Source organism: Enterobacter sp. SA187, from assembly GCF_001888805.2.
Taxonomy (GTDB): domain Bacteria; phylum Pseudomonadota; class Gammaproteobacteria; order Enterobacterales; family Enterobacteriaceae; genus Enterobacter_D.
This window is the reverse complement of record NZ_CP019113.1, coordinates 3268165-3294345: the sequence shown is the minus strand read 5'-3', so window position 1 is coordinate 3294345 and position 26181 is coordinate 3268165. Positions and strand designations below refer to the sequence as shown.

The window sequence follows — 26181 nt, the reverse complement described above, 5'->3', positions numbered from 1 at the left end:
ATGACAAGCGCAAGACAATTACGCCTGGGCACCATTTTGCATGGCGCGTCAGGGAATATGTCCGCCTGGCGACACCCGGCCGCTGCCGCTGACGCCAGTATTAATTTTGATTTTGTAAAAGAAACCGCGCTGAAAGCCGAACAGGGCAAACTGGATTTTTTATTTGTCGCCGATGGCCTTTATATTAATGAAAAATCCATTCCGCATTTTTTAAATCGCTTTGAGCCGCTGACGGTATTATCGGCGCTTGCCAGCCTGACCAAAAACCTCGGGCTGGTCGGGACGCTCTCCACCTCCTACAGCGAACCCTTTACCGTAGCGCGCCAGTTCGCCAGCCTCGATCATCTGAGTAATGGCCGCGCGGGCTGGAACGTGGTGACGTCGCCGCTGGAAGGGTCGGCTAAAAATTTCTCCCGCGATAAACACCCGGAACATGCGCTGCGTTACCGCATCGCCGATGAATATCTCGACGTGGTAAAAGGGCTGTGGGATTCCTGGGAAGAGGATGCCTTCGTGCGTAATAAAGCGAGCGGGCAGTTTTTCGATGCAGCGAAATTACATACGCTTAATCATGAAGGGGAATTCTTTAAGGTGGCGGGGCCGCTGAATATTGGCCGTACGCCGCAGGGACGCCCAATTGTATTTCAGGCTGGCGCGTCTGATGATGGCAAGAAATTAGCCGCCAAACATGCCGACGCGATATTTACCCATCACGATACGTTAGAAGAAGCCAAAGCCTTTTATCGCGACGTTAAGCTCCAGCTTGAAGCCAATGGCCGTCAGGCGCATGAACTGCATATATTTCAGGGCGTCAGCGTCATTGTCGGAAAAGACGCGGCGGACGTGGAGCAGCAGTATCAGACCACGGCCGCGCTGGTATCGGTTACCGATGCGCTGAACTATCTGGGGCGCTATTTCGAACATCACGATTTCAGCCAGTATCCGCTGGATGAACCCTTCCCGGACATCGGCGATCTGGGGCAAAACAGTTTCCGCAGCACCACCGATGAGATCAAACGCAATGCCCGAGAACGTGGCCTGACGCTGCGTCAGGTGGCGCTGGAAGCCGCCTCACCGCGCCCGCGTTTTGCCGGTACACCGGAGGAGGTGGCGGACGGTCTTGAACAGTGGTTCAGCCAGTACGCCGCCGATGGCTTCATTATTCAGGGCGGTACGCCGGATACCTTCCCGCGCTTTGTTGACCAGGTGGTGCCTCTGTTACAGGCACGGGGCCTGTTCCGCACCGACTACCCCGGCACCACGCTGCGCGAAAGTCTGGGCCTCGAATTGCCGGTGAATCAGTTTATAAAAACAAAATAGAGAATAACGCTATGCAGAAAACTTCACTCTTACTGGCTATGACCCTCGCCTTAACGCCGCTGGCGTATGCAAAAGAGGTCACTATCAATGGCACCGGCGTCAGCATTGAGGCCAATAAGACGCCGATCAATACTCCGGCCAATCCGCAGGCGATCGCGCAGTTGCCAAAAGATCACCGTTTTGTGCAGCCGGGGAAATTCACCGTGGCGGTCGCCGCGCTGAACTCGCCGCCGCTGACGGTGTTTTCCGATGACAACAAAACCCTGCTCGGCAGCGAGGTGGACATTGCCCGCCTGGTGGCGGACAGCCTGGGACTGGAATTAAATGTCGTGCCGACCTCCTGGGAGGACTGGCCGCTGGGCGTGGCGTCCGGCAAATATGACGCCGCCATTAGCAACATCACCGTCACCAAAGAGCGCAAAGAGAAGTTCGATTTCGCCACCTACCGCAAGGATTCGCTGGGCTTTTACGTGAAATCAACCAGCCCAATCAGCAACATTGAGAAAGCGGAAGACATCGCCGGACTGCGCATTATCGTCGGCTCCGGCACCAATCAGGAAGCGATCCTGCTGGCATGGGATAAAGCGAACCAGCAGAAGGGGCTGAAGCCTTTTGTGCCGGTGTACACCAAGGATGACGCCGCCCAGACGCTGGCGCTGCAATCGGGTCGCGCCGATGCCTTTTTTGGCCCGAACGTCACGGGTGCCTGGAAAGCGGCGCTGACGCAAAAAACCAAACTGGTGGGCGTGGTGGACGGCGGCTGGCCGAAAGCGGCGCACATCGCTGTGACGCTGAAAAAAGGCAGTGGCCTGGCGGAGCCGGTGCAAACCGCCCTTAACGGCGCGATCAAAAACGGCGACTACCAGAAAGTACTCGCCCGCTGGGGAGAAGGCGTCGAACGCATCCCGTCATCGGAAATCAACCCGCCAGGCCTTGGCGATTAAGGAGCGGCCCATGAGCGAACATTTTCGCGATCTCTCACCGGAAGCACCGGAACTTCAGCCGGTCATCGAAGGTTTATTTGCGGAATACGCCGCGCGCTACGGGGATTATTTTTCGAAAGACGCCGAGGTGGAGCTGACCGAATGGTATTTGCCGCCGCAGGGGTTGTTTATTGTGCTGGAGCGCGACGGGAAGATCATCGCCACCGGCGCGTATAAACCCTTTGATGCGCATACCGCCGAAATAAAACGCATCTGGACGGACAAAACCCTGCGTCAGCAGGGGCTGGCGGCGCGGGTGGTGCGCGAGCTGGAGCGGCGGGCGGTGCTGGCGGGTTACAGCCGTATTTATCTGACCACCGGTTTTCGTCAGCCGGAAGCGGTCAGGCTCTATCTCAGTCAGGGCTATGAGGCGCAGTTTGATGTCGAGCGCGATCCGGAAATCTACAGCCAGCCGCCTTATGACGGACGGTTGCGCTTTACCAAAGCGCTCGGCGTGGCGCTGGGGAAATCAGCCTGAGGAATCAACATGAAAACATCTGAACCCATTAAAGTGATCCCCGCGCGTTATCCGCTGCGTATTGTCGGCGCGGCCGTGGCGCTGCTGGTGCTGGCCATTGTGATCCAGTCGGTTGCCTTTAATCCGCGCTGGGAATGGAGCGTATTTGCCCGCTGGTTCTTCGATCCGGTGATCCTCGAAGGGCTGGGGCAAACGCTGCTGCTGACCCTGCTCGGCACGGTGCTGAGCGTGATCTTCGGCGGCCTGCTGGCCCTTGCCAGGCTGTCGTCGTCCTGGCTGTTGAGCAGTCTGGCATGGGGTTACATCTGGCTGTTCCGTTCGCTGCCGCTGATTGTGGTGCTGATCATCCTTTATAATTTCTCCTATCTCTACGACACGCTCGCCATCGGCATTCCTTTTACCGGCATCACCTGGGCGAGCTATGACACCATTAACGTGCTGGGGCAATTCTCCACCGCCGTGGTGGGGCTGACGCTGGTGCAGAGCGCCTACACCGCCGAAATCATTCGCGGCGGTTTTCTGGGGGTCGATCACGGGCAGTATGAAGCCGCCGCCGCGCTGGGGCTACCTGCCAGCCGCCGCACGCTGCGCATTATTCTGCCGCAGGCGCTGCGGACGATTTTGCCGTCCGGCTTTAACGAGATCATCAGCCTCGCCAAGGGTACGGCGATGGTGTACGTGCTGGCGATGCCTGAGCTGTTTTACACCATTCAGATGATCTACAACCGCACCCAGGAAGTGATCCCGCTGCTGATGGTGGGGGCGGTGTGGTATCTGGTGATCACCAGCGTGCTGTCGCTGATCCAGCATCTGGTGGAGCGCTGGATGGCGCGCAGCGAGCGCCGCTCAGCTATCAATTCCACCCGCGTCGCCCGCGTTGCCGCACCGGGTCGCGTCGCTCAGCCACAGGAGCCAGTCCATGCACACCTCTCATGAAGGCCATATTTCCATTACCGGCGTCAGCAAATACTTTGGCCGTCACAAAGCGCTGGATGATATTTCACTGGAGTTAGCGCCGGGTTCGGTGACGGTGATCCTCGGACCGTCCGGTTCCGGAAAATCCACGCTGCTGCGGGCGATTAATCATCTGGAGCGTGTCGATGAAGGTTTTATCCAGATTGACGGCGATTACATCGGCTACCGCCGCCAGGGTGACAAACTCTATGAACTCAAGGAGAAGGAGATCCTGCGCCAGCGCGTCAACGTCGGCTATGTGTTCCAGAACTTCAATCTCTTCCCGCACTTAACGGTGCTGGAAAACCTGATCGAAGCGCCCATCGCCCACAAACAGCTTAGCCGTAAGGCCGCCATCGAGCGGGCCTATGAATTGCTCGACGTCGTGGGGCTGCGTAATAAAGCCGATGCCTGGTCACGGCACCTTTCCGGCGGGCAACAACAGCGCATCGCCATTGCCCGCGCCCTGGCGTTGCGCCCGCGGGTGATGCTGTTTGACGAGCCGACCTCGGCCCTCGATCCGGAACTGGTGGGCGAGGTGCTGGATGTGATCAAAAAGCTGGCGCGTTCCGGAACCACCCTGGTGGTGGTCACCCATGAAATTGGCTTTGCCCGCGAGGTGGCCGACAACGTGGTGTTTATGGTGGACGGCAAAATCGTGGAGCAGGGCAGCAGCGACGAGGTGCTGAACCATCCGCAGCACCCGCGCACCCGGCAATTCTTATCCAAAGTGTTGTAAGGAGAGAGCATGAAACAGGGATTATGGGCGCTGTTGCTGGTCAGTACGCTCAGCGGCGCGCAGGGTATCGATCTGAAAGCTAACGAGACGCCGTTGCACAGCCAGCGCGATGAGGCGGCGATCGCCAGAATTCCGCCGAATTTTGCCTTTGTCGAACCGGGTACGCTGACGGTGGCTATTTCGGCGCTGAATTCGCCGCCGCTGGCGCTGCTCGCCAGCGATAACCGTACCCGCATCGGCAGCGATCCGGACATTGCCCGCCTGCTGGCGGACAGCCTCGGGCTGAAGTTAAAGCTGGTGCCGACGGCGTGGGAAGACTGGCCGCTGGGCATCTCCGCCGGGCGTTATGACGTGGCGCTGGTCAATATCGCCGTCACCGAGCAGCGCAAAGAGAAGTACGACTTCGCCACCTACCGCGTCGATTCGCTGGCGTTTTCGGTGAAATCCACCAGTCCCATTGAGGCAGTGCACGGACCTGAGGATTTGTCGGGGCGCAAGGTGATTGTCGGCTCCGGCACCAATCAGGAGAAGATCCTGCTCGGCTGGAACACGGAAAACGAACGGGCAGGACGAAAACCCGCGCTGCCGGTCTATCTGACCGATGACGCCTCGGGCAATCTGTATATTCAGTCCGGGCGCGCGGATGTGTTTTTCGGTCCGCAGTCAGTGGCGTTTTATAAAGCGGCGCTGACCGGTAAAACCAAAGTGGTCGGCCTTGGTCCGAAAAAAGCCTATGTCGCCACCACCACCAAAAAAGGCAACGGGCTGGTTGAGGCGCTGAAAGCGGCGCTGGATGGCGCTATCGCAAGGGGAGAGTATCAGAAGGTACTGGCACGCTGGGGGGAAGCCGGAGAAGCAGTGACAACGTCACAAATCAACCCGCCGGGGATCACTTATTAAGCGCACCCTTTTCAGCGCCGGGTGAGCTTGCGCCATCCGGCTAATTCAGGGATCCTTAGTTTCATAATTTCCATGAATGAAAAATGAAGAGTCAGCCTGCGCATGAAAATCAACGTCATCGGCACCAGCGGCAGCGGTAAAACTACGCTCGCCCGCCGTCTGGCAAGTCACCTGGATGTGCCTTATATCGAAATGGATGCGCTGTACTGGCGACCCAACTGGCAGGGCGTTTCCGATGAAGAGCTGCTGGCGCTGCTTGGCGAAAAGCTGAACGCCACGCCAGGCTGGGTGCTGGATGGTAATTACAACCGCACACGGCCTGTGAAATGGCAAAAGGTGGATATGGTGGTATGGGTGGATTATGGATTTGCCCGTACCCTGCGTCAGGCCGTCATGCGCGCCCTGAAACGCGCCTGGCATAAAAAGGAACTCTGGCCGGGCACCGGCAACCGTGAAAGCTTTCGGCAGTCGTTTTTCAGCCGTGAGTCAATTCTGCTGTGGACGCTGAAAACCTGGCGCAGCAACCGCGCGCGTTATGAAGCGGATATGGCGGATCCGGCCTTTGCGCATATCCGCTTTGTGCGTCTGCGCAGCCCGCGCCAGACCAGGGACTTTCTGAATAACGGCATCAATTGATAATCTGCGGCGGTGCGGTGTGTTAGGTTTAACGTTATCTCAATAAGGAGCCTGCTATGCCACACGTTGATATTAAAAGTTTCCCGCGTGATTTTAACGATGAACAAAAAGCCGCGCTGGCGGAGGCCATCACCCAGGTGATCGTCAGTCATTTTGACAGCAAGGAGAGTTCGGTGAGCGTGGCGTACAGCCAGGTGCAACCGGACGACTGGAAAGCGCAGGTGTGGGATACGCAAATCGGCCCGCAAATGGATGAGTTAATCAAAAAACCGGGTTATTCGATGTGATTTTTGCGCCGGGTGGCGGCTGCGCCTTACCCGGCCTACACGTCACACGCCTGGTTTTTGTAGGCCGGGTAAGCGTTAGCGCCACCCGGCGCTTACTTCACACTCAACGCCTTTCCGCTCGCCACAAAATTCCCGCCGCCCAGATGGTGCAGGGTGTTGAGCTTATCGTCATCAAAATCCCAGCGACCGTTGATAAACGCCCGTTCATCGGCGGCGGCGGAAACCACTTCGCCAAATAACGTATCGTATTTTTCCTGCGCGGCGGTGGCGGGCAGCAGGCGGCACTCCATCCAAGCCAGACATTTCTCTTCCACAACGGGTAACCCCAGTACCGGCCCGGCAATGGCCGGTATGCCGTAACAGTTAAACTTATCCTCATCCCGCCCGGTCACGCTGCCGACCGCATAGGTCCAGTTGGTAGCAGCGACGCCGGGGATAACAATGCCAAACATGCCGCTGCGCTCGATAAGCTCCCGCGACCAGGTGCTTTTATCCACCACAATGGCAATGCGCGGCGGCGAGAACTCCACCGGCATCGACCAGGCGGCGGACATCACATTCCGGCGGTCAATCTGTTCGTCGCGGCTGGTGATCATAATGGTCGGCCCGTGATTAAGCAGGCGGCTGGCATGCTCCAGGGCGACAGGGCGAAAATGGCTCATGATATTGTCCTCGTCAGGTTGATGACGCATTAAGGGACTGAAAGCGTCCGGAAAGCAAGTCGTAACCTAAGCGTAATCTATCCGTCACACTCCCTCCCTATAGTCTCGCCTTACTAAGTCCCAAAGAGGATAACAATATGTTTACTCCCCTGTGTTTTCCACAGGTGAGTGCGGCCCGGCGGATGTCGATCCCGGGCGCGTGTCGGCTTCCCGCTGCGGGAGGGCGATCGTGAACGCATTCACCGATATAAGGCTGCAGGGCGTCTCTTTCGCCTTCGGCTCACATACCGTTCTCAATCAGATCGATCTCACTGTCGACGCCGGCAGCATTGTGGCGCTCCTCGGCCCGTCGGGGTGCGGCAAAAGCACGCTGCTGCGCCTGCTGGCTGGGCTTACGCAGCCTGCGGAAGGCGAAATCTATTTCGGCGATCGTCTGGTGGCGAAACCCCACTGGTCACTGCCGCCGGAAGCGCGCGACATCGGCATGGTGTTTCAGGACTACGCCCTGTGGCCGCACATGACGGTGGCGCAGAACGTCGCTTTCCCGCTGAAGATGCGCAACGTGCCGCGCGGTGAGCGGGTGGCCCGCGTGCTGGCGGCGCTGGATCGCGTCGGCCTGGCGGATTTCGCCGACCGTAAACCGGCAGGCTTATCTGGCGGGCAGCAACAGCGCGTCGCCCTGGCGCGGGCGATTGTCGCTGAGCCGCGCGTGTTGTTATTTGATGAGCCGCTCTCCAATCTCGACAGTGAACTTCGTGAGTCGTTATGCCTTGAGATGTCGCGCCTGCTGCGCCAGCTCGGCATCACCGCCGTCTATGTCACCCACGATCGCCGGGAAGCCGAACTGCTGGCCGACCGCATCGTGCATCTTTCTGCGGGCAGCATTGCCGCTGTACGCGCTGTCACACCATCCTCAGGGGAATATGCATGAAAGCTGTAATGTCTGTGAAGAAAGGAGTTGCTCTCGCCATGATGCTGTCTTCCGTCATGATCTCCAGCGCCCACGCGCTGACGGTCTATACCGCAGGTCCGGGTTCGCTGGCAAAAAGTCTCGCCAGCGGGTACGAGAAAAAGACCGGCGTGAAAGTGAATATTTTCCAGGCCACCACCGGCAAAGTGATGGCACGTCTGGAAGCCGAACAGGCCAATCCGCAGGCGGATATTTTGATCTCCGCCTCCTGGGATACCGCAGAAGATCTGCATACCCGCGGCTGGCTGCTGCCGTACCAGAGCAGCAATGCCGAAAAGGTGCCCGCAGCGCTGAAAACCAGCGAATACGTGGCGCAGGGCGTGTCGGCGCTGGGTATTGTCTGGAACACCAAAAGCGGTACCCCAGAGCCGAAAGAGTGGCAGGATCTGACCGCCCCGGCGTTTAAAGATAAAGTGACCACGCCGGATCCGGCGCTGTCCGGTGCGTCGCTCGATCTGCTGATCGGCCTGCAAAACAGCATGGGCGATAAAGCCTGGGCGCTGTTTGACGCGCTGAAGCAGAACGGTATGGTGGTCAGCGGCCCAAACGCCCAGGCGGTGACGCCGGTGATGCAGGGGGCGAAAGCGGCGGTGTTCGGCGCGGTGGATTACGTCTCCTACGGTAATATCAGCCAGGGCGAATCCCTGAAGGTGATTTTCCCGGCCAGCGGCACGGTGATCGCGCCGCGACCCATGATGATCCTCAAAACGACCCAGCATGCTGACGATGCCAAAGCTTTTGTGGATTACGTGCTGTCGCCGGAAGGTCAGGCAATGGTAGCCGATGCCTGGCTGATGCCCGCGCGCAGCGACGTGCAGGCCAAACGCCCGCTGCTCAACGATCTGCATATTCTGCCAACCAGTCAGGACGGTAACAGCGAGCGCAGCGAAGTGCTGCAACGCTTCAATACCCTTTTCAGCAAGTAAATTCAGCCGACGGGGGCGACCCCGTCTTCAGGATCCGTTGTGAATCAGAGAATGCTTTCTGTCCTGACGCTGGCGCTGCTGGTGATACTGGTGGCGCTGCCGCTGTCCTTTATTGTTTTACAGGCGATTTTCCCGTCATTCAGCGCCGGTTCTTTTGCCGCGCCGTTCAGCGCCATATTGCCGCAATTCAGCGATCCGCAACTGCCCTCCATGCTCGGCGGCACCTTGTGGATCGCCGCAGGCGTAGCGCTGCTGAGCGCGCTGATCGGTTTGCCGCTGGGCGTGGCGCGCGGGCTATTTAACCTGCCGTGTCCGCGCTTGTGGGATGTGCTGTTTTTGATCCCGTTCCTTACGCCGCCCTATATCGCCGCGCTTTCGTGGATGCTGGTGTTGCAGACCAACGGCTATCTGGCGCAGGTGGCGGGGTTTGATCTCAACGATCTGCTGTTCAGCCGCAGCGGGATCGTGCTGGTGATGACGCTGAACATTTTCCCGGTGGTCTATTTTGCGGTATCCCGCAGTTTGCTTGCCAGCGGGCAGCGGCTGGCGATTGTCGCCCGCGTGCACGGGGCCAGCGCCTGGCGCGCCTTCTGGCACGTCACGCTGCCGATGCTCTCGCCCGCGCTGGCGGCGGGCATGCTGCTGGCCTTTACCCTGGCCGTTGAAGAATATGGCGTACCGGCGGCGCTGGGATCGCGATCCGGCGTGGTGATGATGACCGTCGGCATTGAGAAAAAGCTGGCCGACTGGCCGATTGATCTGCCTGGCGCGTCGCTGCTGTCGCTGATGCTGATCGTTATCGCGCTTGGCGGCTGGTGGCTGCAACGTCAGCTGGTGGGGGATAAAGACGTGACCAGCGTGACGGGCAAACCCACGGAAAATACCGGCGCGTCATTAGGTATCGCCACCGTGCCGGTGATGCTGCTTATGGGCGGCGTGGGTTTTCTGGCGGTCGGTCTGCCGGGGATCTCCATGGCGGTGACCGGTATTATGTCCACGCTCTCCGGCGGACTTTCCTGGGATAACGTGACCGGCAGCCATTATCACGCGTTGTTCTCTCAACAGGGGGATGCGCTGTCCGCCCTTGGCACCAGTCTGTCGCTGGCGCTGGGCTCGGCGCTGGTCACCGGCGTGCTCGGGCTGCTGGCGGCCTGGCTGGTGGTGGTGCAAAAAATCCGGGGCCGCGCGGTGCTGGATGCGCTGTCCTTGATGCCTGCCGCGCTGCCGGGGATCGTGGTGGGCGTCGGGCTGATCCTGCTGTGGAACCGCACCTTCTGGCCGGTGTCGCCTTATAACAGCTGGATGATTTTGCTGCTCTCTTACTGCTGTCTGCTGATGCCCTGGCCAGTGCGCTATGTCGGCAGCGCGCTGCGGCAGCTCGGTGGTAATCTGGAGCCTGCCGCCCGCGTTCATGGCGCGAGCGCATTGCAGGCGCTGCGGCTGATTGTTCTGCCGCTGGTGTTCCCGGCGCTGCTGGCGGCCATGCTGATGGTCTTCGCCATCGCCTCGCGGGAGCTGGTGACCTCGCTGCTGCTGGCGCCTGCCGGTACGCAAACCGTCGCAATCTTTATCTGGCGTCAGTTTGAGCAGGGTTCCGTTGGGCAGGGCATGGCGATGGCGACGCTGACGCTGGTCACCGGGCTGATCCTGATGCTGACGGCGCTGGGCATTATGCAGCGAAAAGGCCGGGCATAAGCGGCAGTGCACAAATTGCCGCATCAAAATATTCATCCAGTGTATAAATAGGACTCATCTTTTGCCGGAGTGTGAAATGAGTCCTTTTTTAACAGCCTGGTTTCAACGCCTGAACTGGACGGGTGTCCCGCAGGCCGATCTGCCGACCCTACAGTCGCTGCACCAGCACCATAACAGCGCTATCCCTTTTGAAAATCTCGACGTGCTGTTGCCGCGGGAAATTGAACTGACGGACGAGGCGCTGTTCGCCAAGCTGGTTGTCGCCCGGCGCGGCGGCTACTGCTTTGAGCTGAACGGCCTGTTTGAACGCGGGCTGCGGGAAATCGGCTTCAGTGTTCGCAGTCTGCTTGGTCGGGTGGTGATGGCCAACCCGGAGCAGATGCCGCCGCGCACGCACCGCATACTGCTGGTGGAGCTGGACGGCGAACCCTGGCTGGCGGATGTCGGTTTTGGTGGGCAGACCATCACCGCGCCAATCCGGCTGCAAACGGATGTTGAGCAGAAAACGCCGCACGGTCTTTATCGCCTGCAACGAGAAGGCGATGACTGGATCTTACAGTTCAGGCATCACGATCGCTGGCAGCAGATGTACCGCTTCGATTTAAGCCAGCAATACTTCTCTGATTTTGTGACCGGGAATCTTTATACCGCGCACTTCCCGCACTCGCATTTCCGCCATCATCTGCTGATGTGTCGTCATCTGCCGGATGGCAGCAAACTGACGCTCAATAATTTTCACTTCACCCACTGGCAGGACGGGGAGGTGGTAGAGCAGTTTAACGCTGTGGATGTGCCCGCGCTCCATGAATTCTTACAGACCCGCTTCGGTCTGGGGACTGACGATGCCCGGCACGGCGTGACGTTGTCACAGCTAAGCGCAGTAATGGCGGGGATCGCCGCCCGGGAGAAGTAACAGGGCCGCCGTCAGCGGTAAAGCTCCAGTTCGATCGCCCGGTCAATGTGGCGATCGAAAGCTTCGTCATCCAGCCCCTCAAGTCCCAGCACGTGCATGCCGTCCAGACCGCACACCAGCGCAATCAGTCGCCAGGCGACGTTTTCCACGCTGTCGCTAAGGGTGAACTCGCCGGCCTGCTGTCCGGCATAAATAATTTTCACCGCCTCCTCATGCCACATCTCCATGGTCAGTACGTAAGCCCCTTTAATTTCCGGATCGCGCATCGCCATCAACTGCGCTTCCCGCCACAGCTTGATATAGCGCTCAAAGCCGCGATCATCGCTGCCCAGCATGGAATGCAGGCGCTGACGCCAGCTGGCGTCTTCGGGCACGACTTCGGTGTCCAGCAGCACGCGGATCAGACGGATAAACGCCAGCGCGCGCAGTTCACTGGTAGAGGCAAAGTGGTGATGCACCTGGCCTGCGGCCACACCCGCCACGCTGGCGATGCGGCGCACGGTCATGGCGGATAATCCCTCGTCCAGCGCCACGCGCATGGCGGCGAGCAGAATATTTTCCCGGCGGTCTTCCCGATTGAGGTAGTTCATAGCGGCTCTCTGAATAATGGGCGAAAAGAATATAACAATAAGCTGGACATGCGTCCAACTTTACGTAAGATCGCCATTTCTGGACGGGTGTCCAAATTAGGGAGAGAGGGCTATGTTTCGTCAGTGGCTGACGTTGTGGATTATTGTTCTGGTCTATATTCCGGTGGCGATCGACGCCACCGTACTGCATGTGGCGGTACCGACGCTGAGTATTACCCTGCGCCCCGGTAGCAATGAGCTGCTGTGGATCATTGATATCTATTCGCTGGTGATGGCCGGTATGGTGCTGCCGATGGGCGCGCTCGGCGATCGCATTGGCTTTAAACGGCTGTTGCTGTGTGGCAGCGCGCTTTTTGGTGTGGCCTCGCTGCTGGCGGCAAGCGCCTCCAGCGCCAGCGGGCTGATCCTGGCGCGGGCGTTGCTGGCAACAGGGGCGGCGATGATCGTGCCCGCCACCCTTGCCGGGATCCGCGCCACCTTTACGGAAACCCGCCATCGAAATATGGCGATTGGCATCTGGGCGGCAGTCGGCTCCGGCGGTGCGGCTTTTGGCCCGCTAGTGGGCGGTCTGCTGCTGGAGCATTTTTACTGGGGCTCGGTGTTTCTGATTAACGTGCCGATTGTTCTGGTGGTGATGGCGCTGACCGCCTGGCTGGTGCCGCGACAGACCGGTCGCCGCGATCAGCCGCTCAATTTCGGTCATGCAGTGATGCTGATTGTGGCGATATTACTGCTGGTCTACTGCGTCAAAATGGCGCTGAAAACCACGGTCGCGCCGGGATTACTGGCAGGCGGGGCGGTGCTCGGCATGATCCTGCTGGTGACCTTTGTGCGTATCCAGCTTGCCGCCCGCACGCCGATGATCGATATGCGCCTGTTTACGAATCGCATTATTTTAAGCGGCGTGATAATGGCTATCACTTCGATGATCACCCTGGTGGGATTTGAGCTGTTAATGGCGCAGGAGCTGCAATTTGTGCATGGCTTTACGCCTTTCGCCGCCGGGGTGTTTATGCTGCCGGTGATGCTGGCGAGCGGCTTCAGCGGCCCCATCGCCGGTCTGCTGGTGTCGCGGCTTGGGCTGCGCCGGGTGGCGACGGGGGGCATGGCGCTGAGCGCGCTGAGTTTCCTTGGCCTGTCGGTCACTGACTTCAGCAGCCAGCAGTGGCAGGCCGCCGCGCTGATGGCGCTGTTAGGTTTCAGCGCCGCCAGCGCGCTGCTGGCCTCCACCGCGGCGATTATGGCCGCCGCGCCAAAAGAGAAAGCGGCCGCCGCCGGCGCAATCGAAACCATGGCTTACGAGCTGGGGGCGGGACTGGGGATCGCCATTTTTGGCCTGTTGCTAAGCCGCAGTTTTGCTACGTCCATCGTCCTGCCGGATGCGCTCACCGTCAGTCAGGCGGCGCAGGCGACGTCGTCCATTGGTGAGGCGGTACAACTGGCGCAGACGCTGGAGCCTGGACTTGCCGCCGCTGTTATGCAGGCGGCAAAAACGGCCTTTATCAGCTCGCACAGTGTGGCCTTAAGCAGCGCAGGCGTGATGCTGTTTATCCTGGCGGTGGGGATCTGGTTTAGCCTTGCGGGTACCGATAACCGCCAGACGGATTAACGCCGTCGGGTGGCGTACCAGCACAGCAGCGATCCGCCGCAGACCATCAGCGCCCCCTGCCAGAACGACAGTGACAGCGGGGCGCTCAGCAGCAACGCCGCCAGCGCCGAGGAGAGGACTGGCGTGAAATAGGATGCCGCCGCGAGCACGTTGACGTGACCATGCAGGATGCCGGTATTCCATGCCGCATAGCCAAAACCCAGCGCACAGGCCACCAGGAGTAATTTTAGCGTCACCGGCCAGCTGAACATCATCGGCGGCTGCTCGCCGAGCGCATATTTGATCCACAAGCTCATGGCGGTCAGCAAAATAAAAAAGGTGATGCCGTTATGCCCGCGGGCATATTTGCTGGTGACCGTACAGTACGCTGCCCAGATAATGGCCCCGCAGAATGCCAGAATATAACTCAGCGGACTGGAGACCACATTACGGATAATATCCTGCGGGTTGAGACCATTCTCACCGCCGAGTACCCAGCTGACGCCAAGCACGGAAAGCAACAGACCGGGGATCACCCACAGGCTGGATTTTTGCCCGTTAAACAGGATGGCAAACAGAATGGTCAGGCTGGGCCACAGATAATTTACCATGCCCACCTCAATCGCCTGTTGACGCGTCGCGGCATAGCCCAGCGACAGGGCGAGGCACATCTCATAGCTGACAAACAGCAGGCTACCTATCAGTAAATAACGTGGCGGGAAACGACGAATATCGGGAAAACCCACGGTGAGGAGTAATAATAAACCGCTGAGGGTGTAAATCATGGCCGCGCCGCCAACCGGTCCCAGTCCTTCGCTGACGCCACGGATCAGCCCAACCATGGTGCTCCATAATATAATCGCCAGTAAGCCGGTCAGCGTTGCTCTTTTTTGGGTCATCCCTCGTCCGTTATTTTTCTGAATACCGAAGGCGAATTTATAACACTATTTTCGCTAGCCAGGGATCAGATTAAAAATTCGAACTGATTAACGGGGTAGAAGAGCGTTAACGGCTGCGATTTTGAAAGCGTGAAGCCTAATGACTGATAAAATTTTACGGCGGCCTCGTCTTTGGCTTCGACGAAAAGCGCATAGATGCCGACCATGCCCGCGGTTAACCAGGTGCGGCGTAGGGCATCAAACAATAATTTCTCACCGAAACCCCGTCGTTGCAGGCGTCGATCAACCGCCATTCTGCCAAGCAGAACACAGGGCAGGTTACGATAAGGTAGTTTGCGTTGCTGGGATCCGGAAAGGTGCTGTTTTTCATATGAAGCCCCCGAGAGGGTATAAAATCCCATAATTTCAGGAACGGCTTCGTTTGTGACCAGCACGTAGCAACGCAGAATACGTCGCTCTTGCTGAACAGACATCTGGGACGTTAAAAACACATCCAGCGCCTCAACGCCACAACTGAAATTTTCTGTCCGATAGGTTCGGGCAGGATCGTATGACTCTATGCTTAACGTTAATTCTTCTGCCACGTCCAGCTGTCTTTGTCATGATAATGTGCAGCCATTGCTTTCATGCGTTCCGTTGGCTGTGGGGGATTGTCCAGCAAGGTCTGAATGCGCTCCCAGTTTTGCTCATCCAGCACGATACGCCGGTGCTCATTAATAACTTCTGCTGCCCGCTCCCGCACCGCATCGATCACAAAAGTACTGACTGGTATGCTTAGCAGGCTGGCGGCTTCTTCCATTTGTTTTTTCAGACTTTCATCAAGCCGGAAATCAAAGCGTTCTTTTTTCGCGGTGGACATGGTCAACCTTCGTATGTACGGTAAATTGCCGTACATTCTATCATAGCTGATTAAAATGACGCCAGCGGGTTATCGCTGGCGCCATAAAACTCAGATAGACGTCCGGCGGTAGCTGCGGTATTCCGGCTGCCAGAAGTTTTCTTCGATGGACTGCTGCAAGGCTTCGGCGGAAGTTTTCACCGCAAGGCCTTCTTCCTGCGCCATTTTTGCCACCGCCAGCGCAATCGCCCGCGACACGGTCTGAATATCTTTCAGCGCCGGAAGCACCATGCCTTCGCCGTGGTTGGCCAGCGGGGAGTGCTGCGCCAGGGTTTCGCTGGCGGCCATCAGCATGTTGTCGCTGATACGTGACGCGCCGGAGGAGATCACCCCGAGGCCGATGCCAGGGAAAATGTAGGCGTTATTACACTGGGCGATGGGGATGATTTTATCCTGCCAGTGGACCGGCATAAACGGACTGCCGGTGGCGACCAGCGCCTGGCCTTCGGTCCAGGTAATAATGTCCTGCGGGGTGGCTTCCACGCGGGAGGTCGGGTTCGACAGCGGCAGCACGATAGGGCGCGGGCAGTGCTTATGCATTTCACGAATAATTTCTTCAGTGAATAATCCGGTCTGCCCGGAGACGCCGATCAGAATATCCGGTTTCACATTACGCACCACATCCAGCAGCGACATAGCTTCTGCATCGGTATCCCAGTGCTGCAGGTTGTCGCGCTTCTGCACCAGTTTGCTCTGGAAGGAGAGCAGGTTCGGCATCTGGTCGGTCAGCAGGCCAAAACGATCCACCATATAGACGTTCTGCCGGGCGGCTTCCTCGCTCAGGCCTTCACGCTGCATCTGGGCGATAATCTGCTCGGCGATGCCGCAACCAGCAGAGCCTGCGCCGAGGAACACCACTTTTTGCTGACTTAACTGGCTACCCGCGGCACGGCTGGCGGCAATCAGCGTGCCGACAGTTACCGCAGCGGTGCCCTGAATATCGTCGTTAAAGGAGCAGATTTCATCCCGGTAACGGGTCAGCAACGGCATGGCGTTTTTCTGCGCGAAATCTTCAAACTGCAACAGCACGTCCGGCCAGCGCTGTTTCACCGCCTGAATGAATTCATCGACAAAGGCGTAATACTCATCGCCGGTGATGCGCGGATGACGCCAGCCCATATACAGCGGATCGTTAAGCAGCTGCTGATTATTGGTGCCGACATCCAGCACCACCGGCAGGGTGTACGCCGGGCTGATGCCGCCGCAGGCGGTGTAAAGGGAGAGCTTGCCGATGGGGATCCCCATGCCGCCGATACCCTGATCGCCCAGCCCCAGAATGCGCTCGCCGTCGGTTACCACAATCACTTTGATATTGTGGGTCGGCACGTTTTGCAGCATGTCGTCCATGTTGTGACGGTTCTGATAGGAGATAAATACCCCGCGCGCGCGGCGGTAAATCTCGGAAAAACGTTCGCAGGCGGAGCCGACGGTCGGGGTGTAGATCACCGGCATCATCTCGTCGAGATGGTTATCGACCAGACGATAGAAAAGAGTTTCGTTGGTGTCCTGGATGTTACGCAGGTAAATGTGCTTATCGATTTCCGTTTTGAAGCCCTGATACTGTAACCAGGCGCGTTCAGCCTGCTCCTCAATGGTTTCAACCACATCCGGCAACAGGCCCAGCAGGTTGAAGTTGCTGCGCTCTTCAAGGCTGAAGGCGCTGCCTTTGTTGAGCAGCGGGAATTCCAGCAACACCGGACCGGCATAGGGAATGTACAGAGAACGGTTTTTTTTATACTTCAGTAACATCTCAAAACTCCTTAAAAAACGATCCCGTCGCCTGCATGCTGACGGGGACGGCGGCGGCGCAAGTATAAAGCATGCCGATGGCAAATACTTCCCGGATGCGTCTAATCGTAAGGAGAATGTTAAAGAATTGCGAGGCGGGTTCAGCAGGCCCGGCAGACGTACGTCGCCGGGCGATAACATTATGACTTCGCGCGACGATGGCGACCGGTGCGGTGGGTGACTACCGTCGGTTGATCTTCACTGGTAACGATTTTTCTCTGGTTAGACACTTTGTAGTCCATACCCAGAATGTGACGTGCCTGACGATTCGTTTTCATGCTGACTCCTTAATCCTGTGACAAGTTTCAAGGACGCGCCCGCAACATTGACGGGTGAGCGTAATCCCATAGCGAAAGCCAATGCCGCGCGGTACGAAAAGTGCGCGGCACCTTTGATGTTGGGTCATTCCATGCCAAATATCAATGGCCGCGCCGGGTTTCAGAACAGTCTGTGACCCGGCGCGGGTTTCGCTACTCCAGCTGCCGGTTGATGTCGTCAATAGCGGCTCGCCACTGCGCCTGTAGTTGCGGCTTCTGATGTTTCGGCTTGCGCGCCAAATCTTCCGCCAGCCGGGTTTCCAGGGCAATCAGCTCAGCGAGCAGCCGATCGCCATCAGTCTCCGGGGGCCGGGGGGAAGATCCCGCCGCGACAGGTGCCGTCACCGCGTCCGGCTCCCGCAGTCGCGCAAACACCGCCTCGACGTCGTGCCACTCGTGAAGCTCGCCGTCCTCAATCAGCCAGAAACGGTTACAGCTGCTGGCGATCAAATCACGATCGTGGCTCACCAGCAGTACGCCGCCGTCAAAGCCGGAAAGCGTCTGCGCCAGCGCTTCTTTGCCTTCCATATCCAGATGGTTGGTCGGCTCGTCCAGCATCAGCAGGGCATAACGCGCCAGCGACATGCCGACAAACAGCAGACGCGAGCGCTCGCCGCCGCTTAAGGTGCTGACCCGCTGCCCGTGACGCGCCCAGGCGAAACCGGCGGCGATCAGCGCCTGTTTCCGCACCTCCGGCGGCGGGGCGAACGGCTCCAGCGCATCGAACAGCGTATCCTCATCATGCAACTGATGGAGCGTCTGATCGTAGTAACCGATGGTAACGCGCGGATGCAGCACCACGCCTTCACTTAGCCGCTGTTGACGGTAATGCTGCCACAGCAGACGTAACAGCGATGATTTCCCGCAGCCGTTGCGTCCCATAATCGCCACCCGATCGCCGCTTTTGATACGGCCCAGGGGCAATCTGAACAGCGGCGCAGCATCCGCTGCCGGAGCGACATCAAGTTCGCTCAACTCCAGCAGACGGTCGGCGCGCAGCGCATCGCCCTGAAGGGAAAGCGTCCAGTGACTACCGGCGGTGACGTCGGTTTGCACCTCTTTCAGGCGCAGGATCTGTTTTTCCATCTGCTTCGCCTTGCGGGCGAGATCTTCGTTATCGTAGACCTGTCCCCAGGTCGCCAGCCGTTTCGCGCTGGCGGTGATGCGGTCGATCTCTTTCTGTTCGGCTTTCTGACGCAGGGCGTCGGCTTCATCCCGTTCAGCCAGCGCCTGTCGTGCGGCCTGGCATGGCAGGGCAAAACAGTGCAGCGTCTGGTCGCGCAGGATCCAGGTGGTGTTGGTCACCGCATCCAGCAGTCGCGCATCGTGGGACACCAGCACAAAGCTGCCGTTCCAGCGCTGCAAAAACTGCTCCAGCCACAGCAGCGTCGGCAGATCGAGGTGGTTGCTCGGCTCATCCAGCAGTAACAGATCCGGCTGACGGATCAATGCCCGCGCCAGCAACAGCCGCGTGTGCTGGCCGCCGCTGAGCGTACCCGCGCATAATTCCCACTCCCGCTCGCTGAAGCCCTGGCTGGCGAGCAGCGTTTCCGCCTGCCAGCGCCGGGCATCGCGTTCCGCCTGCGGCAGTTGCGACAGCACCGCGTCAAGCATGGAGAGAGAAGAAAGCTCATCGGGCAGGTGTTGTTCGACCCGCGCCAGCAGGCAGTGTCGGGCCACAGAATAGACGCCAGCGGTCGGGGAAAGGGTGCCGTCCAGCACTTTTAACAGCGTACTTTTGCCGCAGCCGTTATAGCCCACCAGACCAATGCGGTCGCCTTTTTTGACGGTAAAAGAGAGATCGCGAAACAGCGAACCGAAAGCCGTATCGACACGAAGGGATTGTGCAGTTAGTAATGTGCTCATTGCTTACTCAAGAGTTACAGGCACGCGCGTGCCTCGTCAAACATCGCTGACGATAACCCGGTAAGCCCGAGAGAAGGGAGTCAGGTGATAGCTTCGCTCAAGCTTCAGTTATCGCAGCACGATACTGGTAACGCTTGAGCAGTGGCGATCGCCAAAATGATGTGAATGGATAAACAATTCACAGCACAGCATAAGTAACCTCCTTTTATATTTATCAGGTGAATGAATACAGTGAGTGTAACGGGGGAACCGAAGTTTGACTAGTGGCCCCTCGCTACCAGATTTTGCTCTGTCAGACGCATAAGATCCCCCCAGCCGCACGTTATTGAGCGGGCGCAGCGGGGCAAGGCGGTTATTGACTGCCGCGGAGCAGGTATAGAGAGAGCACCAGGCTTCCATCCATGCCAGATTGGTCGGCTGATTTAAAAAGTGACGATCCTGCTTAACGCCCGTGGCGTCGCGGAACGGTGTGGGATCGTCCAGCCCGGCAATCACCCGCTCACCCAGACGTTTCAGCGCGGCGGTTTCGGTGTCGCTCAGCGGAACCTGACTGGCGCGGGCAAACAGCGCCAGCATCACCAGCGGTTGCAGGGCGTAATTATGGTAAGCCAGCGCCCGCTGCCGTCGTTTAAGTTCGTTAGGTAAAAATCCGCGATCGTCCACCTGGCGCAAAGCGGTACGCAGCAGAGCGACGGCATCAGCAAACAGATCGTCCCGCCCGGTGGCGAGCGCCGTGGACATCAGCGCCCAGCCCGCCCAGTAGCTGTGGTTGTTGATTTTGTTGAGCGGCAGCCCTTTCCAGTCGCGGGCGACGAGCGTGCCGAGCTGGCTTAGCCAGTTTTCCACCTGTGAAGCGGCAGCCGGATCGTCTTTGAGTGGGTACTGTGGGGCGAATTTCAGCTGGATCCAGGCCGATGAAAAGCTGGCCAGCGCCCATTTTCGCACCGCTCTGCCGGTATGCGTGGTGTCTGTGGAGGTCAGCGCACCGGCCCGCGCCCAGCGGTTAAGCGCGTCTATAGCGCAATGGCTGTCGCCCCGTTGTACCAGTTTGCTGACCTGGCGCTCCATCGCATCGACCGTGCGGGTCGCGTCACGATAGGCCTGCTCCGCACCGGCATTCAGCGTGGCGCGGGCGGCGTCGGATCCTTCATATTTACTGCGCAAACGCAGCGCACCGGTAAAGGGCGGCGGCACCGGCGGGCAGGTAACTGCTGTCGTCGCGGCAGGGCGAACGGGCAGGGTAAAACCGGCAGGCGGCAGATACTGTGCGCCAGCGGCCATCGCGCTGAACGACCCGGCTGCCGCCAGTATCATAAGGAAAGAAATGCGTAACGATCGCAGCACAATGTCAGCCTTGAGGTCTGATAAGGCTGAAAACTATAGCAGATTAGTGGCTGCCAAAAACCTGCACCGCCCGCTGCAGGCGCGCGGCGCGGGCAGAGAGATCTCCTGCGGCGTGAGTGACCAGCTCCACCATGCCATTATTGTTATGCGTCATTACCCCGATGCGTGAGACGGACTCATTGATCAGCGCCAGCGCCTGGGTCTGCTCCCGGGTCGCGGTGCCGATCTCTTTGATCATCTGTGACATCTGTAGCACGTTGTCGATCATGGCCGTCAGGTGCGATTCGGTGCTCTCCACCATCGCCACGCCATGACTGACGTTGGCCACATTTTTCTCGATCAGCGTTTTGATCTCTTTCGCCGCCGACGCCGAGTGCTGCGCAAGGTGCCGTACCTCGGCGGCGACCACCGCAAAACCGCGTCCGGACTCGCCCGCGCGGGCAGCTTCCACCGCCGCATTCAGCGCCAGAATATTGGTCTGGAAGGCGATACTGTCGATCACGCTGATGATGTCAACAATCTGCCGGTTATCACGGGATACGGACTGCATCATGCTGATGGTCTGTTTCATGATGTTGCCGCTGTTCATGGCATTGCCGCTGGTTTCATCGGCGCGGAGCATCGCTTCGCCTGCGGTTTCCGCCGTTTGTTTTACCGCACTGGCGATTTCTTCCACCGCCGCTGCCGTCTGCTGCAAATCGGCTGAAGTTTCTTCCGTGCGGGTATGCAGGGAGACGCCTTCTTTGGCGATGCGCTGGCTGATCTGCCGGATGCCGTGCAGTTGGGTATTGACGTCATCCACCAGGGAATTCAGGTTAAGCCCGGACTGATTTACCATGCGCAGCAGTAAACCGATCTCATCGACGCGATTAAACTGCACGTAATCGGCCTTGCGCCCGGAGATCACTTTCTGCATCTGGGTAAGAATGGTTTTTAATGGTCGCGCAATTTGCGCGGTGAGAAACCATGATAACAGCGCCAGGATAAGCATCGTGGCGCTTATTTTCACCGGCAGCATCACGGGCGTCATTTGCAGCGCTACTATCGCCAGCAGACTAATACCTGTTCCAAGATGAATTCGCCGGGCGAGGCTGAGCCACTGAAACAGCGACAGGAAGGAAAATAAACCCCGCCGCACCAGCAGGCCTTTATAAAAGCGGTGACCTTTGAGGTTATTTTCATTTACCGCAGCGTAGAGTTTTTCGGCGGCGTTAATTTCGTCGCGCAACGGAATATTACGCACCGAGATGTAGCCGGTAAGCCGCTCCTGCTGATAAACCGGCGTGACGTTGGCGCGTACCCAGTAATGGTCGCCGTTATGACGGCGGTTTTTCACCAGCCCCGTCCAGCTTTCGCCCTGTTGAATGGTAAACCACATATCCGCAAAGGCCGCCGCTGGCATATCGGGATGGCGAATAACGTTATGCGGTTCGCCCGTCAGCTGTTCTTCTTCATAGCCGCTGGCGTCAATAAAAGCGGAGTTAGCATACGTAATATGGCTGTGCGTATCGGTGGTCGACATTAATGTCATACCATCTTTAAGCAAATACTCTTTTTGTGTAACAGGAGTGTTACGCTTCATAAAATCCCCACGATGAAGTGTTTCAGGTAAACCCTGAAAATAAGTGTCGGGCAGTGCATATTTTTGTTTTCGGCGTGGCATTTTCTACTAAGCGCAATGCGACGGATAGTAGGCGGAAGAAATATTTTTTAAGCAGGGATTAAATAAGCGTGTTATAAAATTGATAAATAAAAATATCGGCACTCTTATTTAAAGAACGACCTCAAGACTTAACGCAAATAAAAAGAACATTTCCTGAATAAACGCAGGCCAGGCATTTTCGCAGGAGGCATTTTATTAACACCTCATGCACATTTAGCGACGTGCAGCCACCGACTCCCGAATAATCAGCGTTCCCTCGTGGCGCGGCAGCGGGTCGGTTTCGCTTTCGGCGGTGGGGGATAACAGAATGCGAACCGCGTCGCTGATCATCTCATCCATCGGGATATGTACCGTCGTCAGCGTCGGGGTGAAGTATCGCCCGATAGTGGAATCATCAAAACCGGCGACGGAGATGTCCTGCGGTACGCGGAAACCCTGATCGGTCAGCGCTTTGGTGACGCCGATAGCCATATCATCGTTGGCCGCCAGAATGCAGGTCATGTCGCGACGCTGTTTCAGCAGCGCGCACCCGGCTTCATAGCCGCTTTCCGTGCTCCAGCTGCCGCGCACGATCAAGGATTCATCCGGGACAATTCCCGCCTGGTTTAATGCATCGCGATACCCGGCAAGGCGGCTGTCGCCCGTTGGGGAACCTTCAGCGCCTCCCACAAAGGCAATGGTGCGGTGCCCCTGTTCCAGCAAATAGTTCATCATCTGCATGCTGCAACGGTGATGATCGACATACACGGCGTTATTGCGGTTACGCTTCAGCTCGCGGTTAATCACCACAACGGGCACCGTATTCTGATCGATGATGTCATCAAGTTCGTCAACGCTGAGATATTTGGGATAGATCATGATCGCCTCGCAGCGCAGCTGCAGCAGGAAATTTATGGCATTACGCTCATCTTCCCGGCTGTGCTTGCCGTCGGCGAGCACCAGCTGGCGCTGGTGATCTTCACTACAGGTCGCGGCCTGGTAAATCATGGCGGAAAAGAAGGGGCCGTTATACAGGCCGTTGGTGATCACCAGCCCGACGGAATTCGATTCACTGGTCGCCAGTTTGCGCGCCAGCAGATTAGGCCGGTAGCCGGTTTCTTCAATGGCCTGAAAGATGCGGGCTTTAACGTCCTCGCTGACCACTACCTTACCGTTAAGCGCGCGTGACACTGTCGCTTTTGAGACGCCCGCTTTTCTGGCAACATCCAGTATCGTGACCATAAATTCCTGCTTGTTATCAATACCTCTGCCTATTATGCAGCAGGAGCATGATAGTAAGGGGATTTTGCAGCGGAAATTGTGCGGCAGAGCAGCGAATTGGCCACTCTGCCGCAGGATGACTGCCTCAGGCCACGGTCATCAGCGGCGTGTTCTGCCGGATATCTCCGTGAGACTGATGTTTGGTTAAGCGGTAGTCGTCGCTGTTGATCACCAGTACCGGCGTGGTCAGGTCGTAACCGGCACGCTCGATAGCCTCTTTATCAAACTCCAGCAACGGCGTACCCGCTTTTACCATATCGCCTTCTTTGACCAGCGGGCGAAAATGTTGCCCCTGTAAATTCACCGTGTTCAGGCCGACGTGGATCAGCAGCTCTGCGCCGTTATCACACGCCAGCCCGACCGCATGATGAGAGTCGATGAGCGTTTCTACGCGAGCGTCACAGGGAGCGACAACCAGGCCCGACTGCGGCCGGATGGCGATACCATCACCCAGCGCTTTCTGCGCGAAGGCGTCGTCGGCGACATCTTCAAGGGCCATCACTTCGCCGTCCAGCGGGCTCATGATTTTCAGGCTGACAGGCGCAGCCGTCACTGGATTATTTGCCGGTTCGCTACGCTGTTCTTCAGCCACCGGATCCTCAAAGCCGACAAACTGTACCAGCACAATGGTCAGGACGATCGCCGTGGCGCTTCCCGCCAGCTCGCCAATAAAGGACAGTGGCGCGTCCGGGCTGATGGCGTTCACCAGCGTGAACAGACCAGGCAGGGCGGCGTACGCGTAATAGAGGGAACCAAACAGGCTGGCGACGACAGCGCCAACCGCGCCACCGATGCAACCACAGATAAATGGCTTTTTAAAGCGCAGCGTAACGCCATAAATAGCGGGTTCAGTAATACCGAAAATCGCCGTCACGCCCGCCGACAGCGAGGTGGTTTTGAGTTCGCGGTTGCGGCTTTTCAGGAAGACGCCGAACACCGCCGCCATCTGGCCGATCACCGCGATGGTCTGGTAGGCCTGGAAGGAGTCATAGCCCTGGGTGTCGAAGTTCGCCATGATCACCGGCGTAATGCCCCAGTGAACACCAAAAATCACCACTATTTGCCATACGCCGCCAATCACCGCCGCTGCCACCGCAGGGGCTGCCGCAAAGAGCGCGTTATAGCCGGAGGCAATGCCCATCGCCGCCCAGGTGGTTACCGGCCCGATGATAATCAACGTCAAGGGTACAATGATCACAAAGCACACCAGCGGAGTGAACAGGGCGCTAACCACGTCCGGCAGGATGCGCTCGACGCGCTTTTCCAGCCACGACAGCGCCCAGACAAGAAACAACGGCGGCAGCACCGACGAGGTGTACACCGTTTTCGCCAGCGGGATGAACAGGAAAGTAATGGTTTCACCGCCCGCGATACGGCCCGCCATGGCGGACCATTCCGGGTTGATCAGCGCACAACAGCAGAGCACCGCAATATAGGGGTTACATTTGAAATGCCGCGCGGCGGTTATGGCGATAAATACCGGCAGGAACGCAAAGGGCGTCCATGACATAAAGTTCAGAATGGCGAAGGTGCCGGTGGTTTTTACATCGGCATCGATAAGCCCGACCACAATCAGCAGCCCCTGCAGGATCCCGGCTGCCGCCAGAATATAAACGATGGGCGCGAACACCGCCGACATGGTGCCGATCACTGCATCCAGCCAGCGGGTTTTCGGTTTTGCTGTTGCACCGGCATGGTTTTCGCCGAGCAGGGCGGAGAGCGCGTTGAATACGTCGGCGACGTGGGTACCAATCACCACCTGAAACTGACCGCCGCTTTCCACCACGGCGATGACGCCGGGCAGATCCTGAATGCGCGTTTTAGCTTCCGCCGGAGTTTCATTGAGTACGAGGCGTAACCGGGTGGCGCAGCGGGTAAAGCTGCTGATGTTATTTTCACCGCCTGCCTCGCGAAGGATGTCACTGGCTAACTTATTGTAATCCCTGATAACTGCCATTATTCATGTACCTTTTTTATGGGTAAATTTTTATGTGACTTTTCGTGTAACCGGTTTCATGCTAGCAGTGAACGACTCGCGTGCAACCGGTTTCATGGCGGAGTGTGGGCTGAATCACATTGATTGGCTGAATGAATAAACCAGACAGTGGGGGATGAAATGCAAAAACCGGGGAAGCAAAAGGCGAGGTAAAGAGGGGGGGCCAATCCATTGGCCTGATGCAGAGTTAAATCTGTCTCAGATGTCGTCCATGGTGTAGCTGACCACCAGTTCAAGGCAGTGACGGATCACGTCAGCGGTAGTGGCATCGTGCGTGGTTTCCAGCGTACCGATTAACCACAGGATAATGTCTTTATTGCTGGCATGTCCCTGGGACACCAGCAGGCTTCTGATAGCGGTAGCCAGCAGGGCGGATTCATCCGGCATTAAATCAGAGGCGTTGCGAACATAAGCGGATAAAGCGGGGTTGTGCAGTGCTGAAAATACGTCTGGTTGCTGTGCAATCATGGAATTCATTATTATTTCACCGCGGTTAAGAGTTTATTGGC

Annotated in this window: 24 protein-coding genes and 1 pseudogene; 12 read left to right on the top strand and 13 right to left on the bottom strand. The window is 57.9% G+C overall.

The genetic code is table 11. From position 1 onward, the window contains the following. From BMF08_RS21365 to pptA, 7 genes and pseudogenes are all read left to right on the top strand, one after another. A pseudogene (locus tag BMF08_RS21365) lies at window positions 1-2264 on the top strand (NtaA/DmoA family FMN-dependent monooxygenase). A gap of 10 nt (window positions 2265-2274) precedes the next feature. After that, the gene (locus BMF08_RS15805; RefSeq protein ID WP_072568498.1) at window positions 2275-2781 is read left to right on the top strand and encodes a GNAT family N-acetyltransferase; all 507 of its coding nucleotides are present in this window, start codon (window positions 2275-2277) and stop codon (window positions 2779-2781) included. A gap of 9 nt (window positions 2782-2790) precedes the next feature. Further along, on the top strand, window positions 2791-3717 hold the full coding sequence (locus BMF08_RS15800) for an amino acid ABC transporter permease (RefSeq protein WP_072568497.1): 927 nt from the start codon (window positions 2791-2793) through the stop codon (window positions 3715-3717). Beyond that, window positions 3701-4474, top strand: coding sequence for an amino acid ABC transporter ATP-binding protein (locus BMF08_RS15795; RefSeq protein WP_072568496.1), 774 nt, complete (start codon window positions 3701-3703; stop codon window positions 4472-4474). Before BMF08_RS15800 ends, BMF08_RS15795 begins: the two co-directional genes overlap by 17 nt. Window positions 4475-4483: 9 nt before the next feature. Continuing rightward, entirely contained in the window at window positions 4484-5374 is an 891-nt protein-coding gene (locus BMF08_RS15790) for an ABC transporter substrate-binding protein (protein ID WP_072568495.1), read from the top strand. A 102-nt stretch (window positions 5375-5476) separates the two neighbouring features. Continuing rightward, window positions 5477-6010, top strand: a complete 534-nt coding sequence (locus BMF08_RS15785) for an AAA family ATPase (protein WP_072568494.1) — start codon at window positions 5477-5479, stop codon at window positions 6008-6010. 56 nt (window positions 6011-6066) lie between these two features. After that, window positions 6067-6297, top strand: coding sequence for a tautomerase PptA (pptA, locus tag BMF08_RS15780; protein ID WP_072568493.1), 231 nt, complete (start codon window positions 6067-6069; stop codon window positions 6295-6297). 92 nt (window positions 6298-6389) lie between these two features. Here pptA and BMF08_RS15775 read toward each other — a convergent pair whose 3' ends face one another. Continuing rightward, window positions 6390-6959, bottom strand: a complete 570-nt coding sequence (locus BMF08_RS15775; RefSeq protein ID WP_072568492.1) for a flavin reductase family protein — start codon at window positions 6957-6959, stop codon at window positions 6390-6392. 229 nt (window positions 6960-7188) lie between these two features. Here BMF08_RS15775 and BMF08_RS15770 point away from each other — a divergent pair, with 229 nt between their 5' ends. From BMF08_RS15770 to BMF08_RS15755, 4 genes are all read left to right on the top strand, one after another. Further along, window positions 7189-7890 (top strand): ABC transporter ATP-binding protein, encoded by a 702-nt coding sequence (locus BMF08_RS15770; RefSeq protein WP_072568491.1) that lies wholly within the window; start codon window positions 7189-7191, stop codon window positions 7888-7890. Beyond that, the gene (locus BMF08_RS15765; RefSeq protein ID WP_072568490.1) at window positions 7887-8855 is read left to right on the top strand and encodes an ABC transporter substrate-binding protein; all 969 of its coding nucleotides are present in this window, start codon (window positions 7887-7889) and stop codon (window positions 8853-8855) included. The genes BMF08_RS15770 and BMF08_RS15765 overlap by 4 nt, the downstream gene beginning before the upstream one ends. A 39-nt stretch (window positions 8856-8894) precedes the next feature. Then, a complete protein-coding gene (locus BMF08_RS15760) occupies window positions 8895-10550 on the top strand; it encodes an ABC transporter permease (protein WP_072568489.1) in 1656 nt (551 codons plus the stop codon). A gap of 76 nt (window positions 10551-10626) precedes the next feature. Continuing rightward, window positions 10627-11463: an arylamine N-acetyltransferase gene (locus BMF08_RS15755; RefSeq protein WP_072568488.1), complete on the top strand. Its 837-nt coding sequence runs from the start codon at window positions 10627-10629 to the stop codon at window positions 11461-11463. 11 nt (window positions 11464-11474) lie between these two features. On the opposite strand, the gene BMF08_RS15750 is transcribed toward BMF08_RS15755, so the two are convergent. Then, on the bottom strand, window positions 11475-12053 hold the full coding sequence (locus BMF08_RS15750; protein WP_072568487.1) for a TetR family transcriptional regulator: 579 nt from the start codon (window positions 12051-12053) through the stop codon (window positions 11475-11477). 112 nt (window positions 12054-12165) lie between these two features. On the opposite strand from BMF08_RS15750, the gene BMF08_RS15745 reads away from it, so the two are divergent. Beyond that, window positions 12166-13662 (top strand): SmvA family efflux MFS transporter, encoded by a 1497-nt coding sequence (locus BMF08_RS15745; RefSeq protein ID WP_072568486.1) that lies wholly within the window; start codon window positions 12166-12168, stop codon window positions 13660-13662. Here BMF08_RS15745 and yddG read toward each other — a convergent pair. From yddG to BMF08_RS15690, 11 genes are all read right to left on the bottom strand, one after another. Next, window positions 13659-14540 carry an aromatic amino acid DMT transporter YddG gene (yddG, locus tag BMF08_RS15740; RefSeq protein WP_072568485.1) on the bottom strand — a complete coding sequence of 294 codons (882 nt, stop codon included), beginning with the start codon at window positions 14538-14540 and terminating at the stop codon, window positions 13659-13661. The genes BMF08_RS15745 and yddG overlap by 4 nt on opposite strands. Before the next feature lie 65 nt (window positions 14541-14605). Next, window positions 14606-15124, bottom strand: coding sequence for a GNAT family N-acetyltransferase (locus BMF08_RS15735; protein ID WP_234007186.1), 519 nt, complete (start codon window positions 15122-15124; stop codon window positions 14606-14608). Continuing rightward, a complete protein-coding gene (locus BMF08_RS15730) occupies window positions 15109-15399 on the bottom strand; it encodes a type II toxin-antitoxin system TacA family antitoxin (protein WP_072568484.1) in 291 nt (96 codons plus the stop codon). The genes BMF08_RS15735 and BMF08_RS15730 overlap by 16 nt, the downstream gene beginning before the upstream one ends. Before the next feature lie 90 nt (window positions 15400-15489). Further along, a complete protein-coding gene (locus BMF08_RS15725) occupies window positions 15490-17187 on the bottom strand; it encodes an NAD-dependent malic enzyme (RefSeq protein ID WP_072568483.1) in 1698 nt (565 codons plus the stop codon). Window positions 17188-17366: 179 nt separating this feature from the next. Next, window positions 17367-17504 (bottom strand): stationary-phase-induced ribosome-associated protein, encoded by a 138-nt coding sequence (gene sra, locus BMF08_RS15720; protein ID WP_072568482.1) that lies wholly within the window; start codon window positions 17502-17504, stop codon window positions 17367-17369. 192 nt (window positions 17505-17696) lie between these two features. Continuing rightward, a complete protein-coding gene (locus tag BMF08_RS15715; protein WP_072568481.1) occupies window positions 17697-19409 on the bottom strand; it encodes an ABC-F family ATP-binding cassette domain-containing protein in 1713 nt (570 codons plus the stop codon). 108 nt (window positions 19410-19517) lie between these two features. Then, a complete protein-coding gene (locus tag BMF08_RS15710) occupies window positions 19518-20723 on the bottom strand; it encodes a mannuronate-specific alginate lyase (protein ID WP_083580951.1) in 1206 nt (401 codons plus the stop codon). Between the two features lie 73 nt (window positions 20724-20796). After that, a complete protein-coding gene (locus BMF08_RS15705; protein ID WP_072568479.1) occupies window positions 20797-22335 on the bottom strand; it encodes a methyl-accepting chemotaxis protein in 1539 nt (512 codons plus the stop codon). A gap of 294 nt (window positions 22336-22629) precedes the next feature. Continuing rightward, window positions 22630-23637 carry a LacI family DNA-binding transcriptional regulator gene (locus tag BMF08_RS15700; protein WP_072568478.1) on the bottom strand — a complete coding sequence of 336 codons (1008 nt, stop codon included), beginning with the start codon at window positions 23635-23637 and terminating at the stop codon, window positions 22630-22632. Window positions 23638-23761: 124 nt separating this feature from the next. Then, a complete protein-coding gene (locus BMF08_RS15695) occupies window positions 23762-25633 on the bottom strand; it encodes a beta-glucoside-specific PTS transporter subunit IIABC (protein WP_072568477.1) in 1872 nt (623 codons plus the stop codon). A gap of 237 nt (window positions 25634-25870) precedes the next feature. Beyond that, window positions 25871-26149: a biofilm development regulator YmgB/AriR family protein gene (locus tag BMF08_RS15690; RefSeq protein WP_072568476.1), complete on the bottom strand. Its 279-nt coding sequence runs from the start codon at window positions 26147-26149 to the stop codon at window positions 25871-25873. Window positions 26150-26181: the final 32 nt, after the last annotated feature.

What these genes read in the sequence shown, in the direction of transcription:
- BMF08_RS15805 (WP_072568498.1), top strand. Translation starts at nt 2,275, where the DNA reads ATGAGCGAACATTTTCGCGATCTCTCACCGGAAGCACCGGAACTTCAG.
- BMF08_RS15800 (WP_072568497.1), top strand. Translation starts at nt 2,791, where the DNA reads ATGAAAACATCTGAACCCATTAAAGTGATCCCCGCGCGTTATCCGCTG.
- BMF08_RS15795 (WP_072568496.1), top strand. Translation starts at nt 3,701, where the DNA reads ATGCACACCTCTCATGAAGGCCATATTTCCATTACCGGCGTCAGCAAA.
- BMF08_RS15790 (WP_072568495.1), top strand. Translation starts at nt 4,484, where the DNA reads ATGAAACAGGGATTATGGGCGCTGTTGCTGGTCAGTACGCTCAGCGGC.
- BMF08_RS15785 (WP_072568494.1), top strand. Translation starts at nt 5,477, where the DNA reads ATGAAAATCAACGTCATCGGCACCAGCGGCAGCGGTAAAACTACGCTC.
- pptA (WP_072568493.1), top strand. Translation starts at nt 6,067, where the DNA reads ATGCCACACGTTGATATTAAAAGTTTCCCGCGTGATTTTAACGATGAA.
- BMF08_RS15775 (WP_072568492.1), bottom strand. Translation starts at nt 6,959, where the DNA reads ATGAGCCATTTTCGCCCTGTCGCCCTGGAGCATGCCAGCCGCCTGCTT.
- BMF08_RS15765 (WP_072568490.1), top strand. Translation starts at nt 7,887, where the DNA reads ATGAAAGCTGTAATGTCTGTGAAGAAAGGAGTTGCTCTCGCCATGATG.
- BMF08_RS15755 (WP_072568488.1), top strand. Translation starts at nt 10,627, where the DNA reads ATGAGTCCTTTTTTAACAGCCTGGTTTCAACGCCTGAACTGGACGGGT.
- BMF08_RS15750 (WP_072568487.1), bottom strand. Translation starts at nt 12,053, where the DNA reads ATGAACTACCTCAATCGGGAAGACCGCCGGGAAAATATTCTGCTCGCC.
- BMF08_RS15745 (WP_072568486.1), top strand. Translation starts at nt 12,166, where the DNA reads ATGTTTCGTCAGTGGCTGACGTTGTGGATTATTGTTCTGGTCTATATT.
- yddG (WP_072568485.1), bottom strand. Translation starts at nt 14,540, where the DNA reads ATGACCCAAAAAAGAGCAACGCTGACCGGCTTACTGGCGATTATATTA.
- BMF08_RS15730 (WP_072568484.1), bottom strand. Translation starts at nt 15,399, where the DNA reads ATGTCCACCGCGAAAAAAGAACGCTTTGATTTCCGGCTTGATGAAAGT.
- BMF08_RS15725 (WP_072568483.1), bottom strand. Translation starts at nt 17,187, where the DNA reads ATGTTACTGAAGTATAAAAAAAACCGTTCTCTGTACATTCCCTATGCC.
- sra (WP_072568482.1), bottom strand. Translation starts at nt 17,504, where the DNA reads ATGAAAACGAATCGTCAGGCACGTCACATTCTGGGTATGGACTACAAA.
- BMF08_RS15715 (WP_072568481.1), bottom strand. Translation starts at nt 19,409, where the DNA reads ATGAGCACATTACTAACTGCACAATCCCTTCGTGTCGATACGGCTTTC.
- BMF08_RS15710 (WP_083580951.1), bottom strand. Translation starts at nt 20,723, where the DNA reads ATGATACTGGCGGCAGCCGGGTCGTTCAGCGCGATGGCCGCTGGCGCA.
- BMF08_RS15705 (WP_072568479.1), bottom strand. Translation starts at nt 22,335, where the DNA reads ATGAAGCGTAACACTCCTGTTACACAAAAAGAGTATTTGCTTAAAGAT.
- BMF08_RS15700 (WP_072568478.1), bottom strand. Translation starts at nt 23,637, where the DNA reads ATGGTCACGATACTGGATGTTGCCAGAAAAGCGGGCGTCTCAAAAGCG.
- BMF08_RS15695 (WP_072568477.1), bottom strand. Translation starts at nt 25,633, where the DNA reads ATGGCAGTTATCAGGGATTACAATAAGTTAGCCAGTGACATCCTTCGC.
- BMF08_RS15690 (WP_072568476.1), bottom strand. Translation starts at nt 26,149, where the DNA reads ATGAATTCCATGATTGCACAGCAACCAGACGTATTTTCAGCACTGCAC.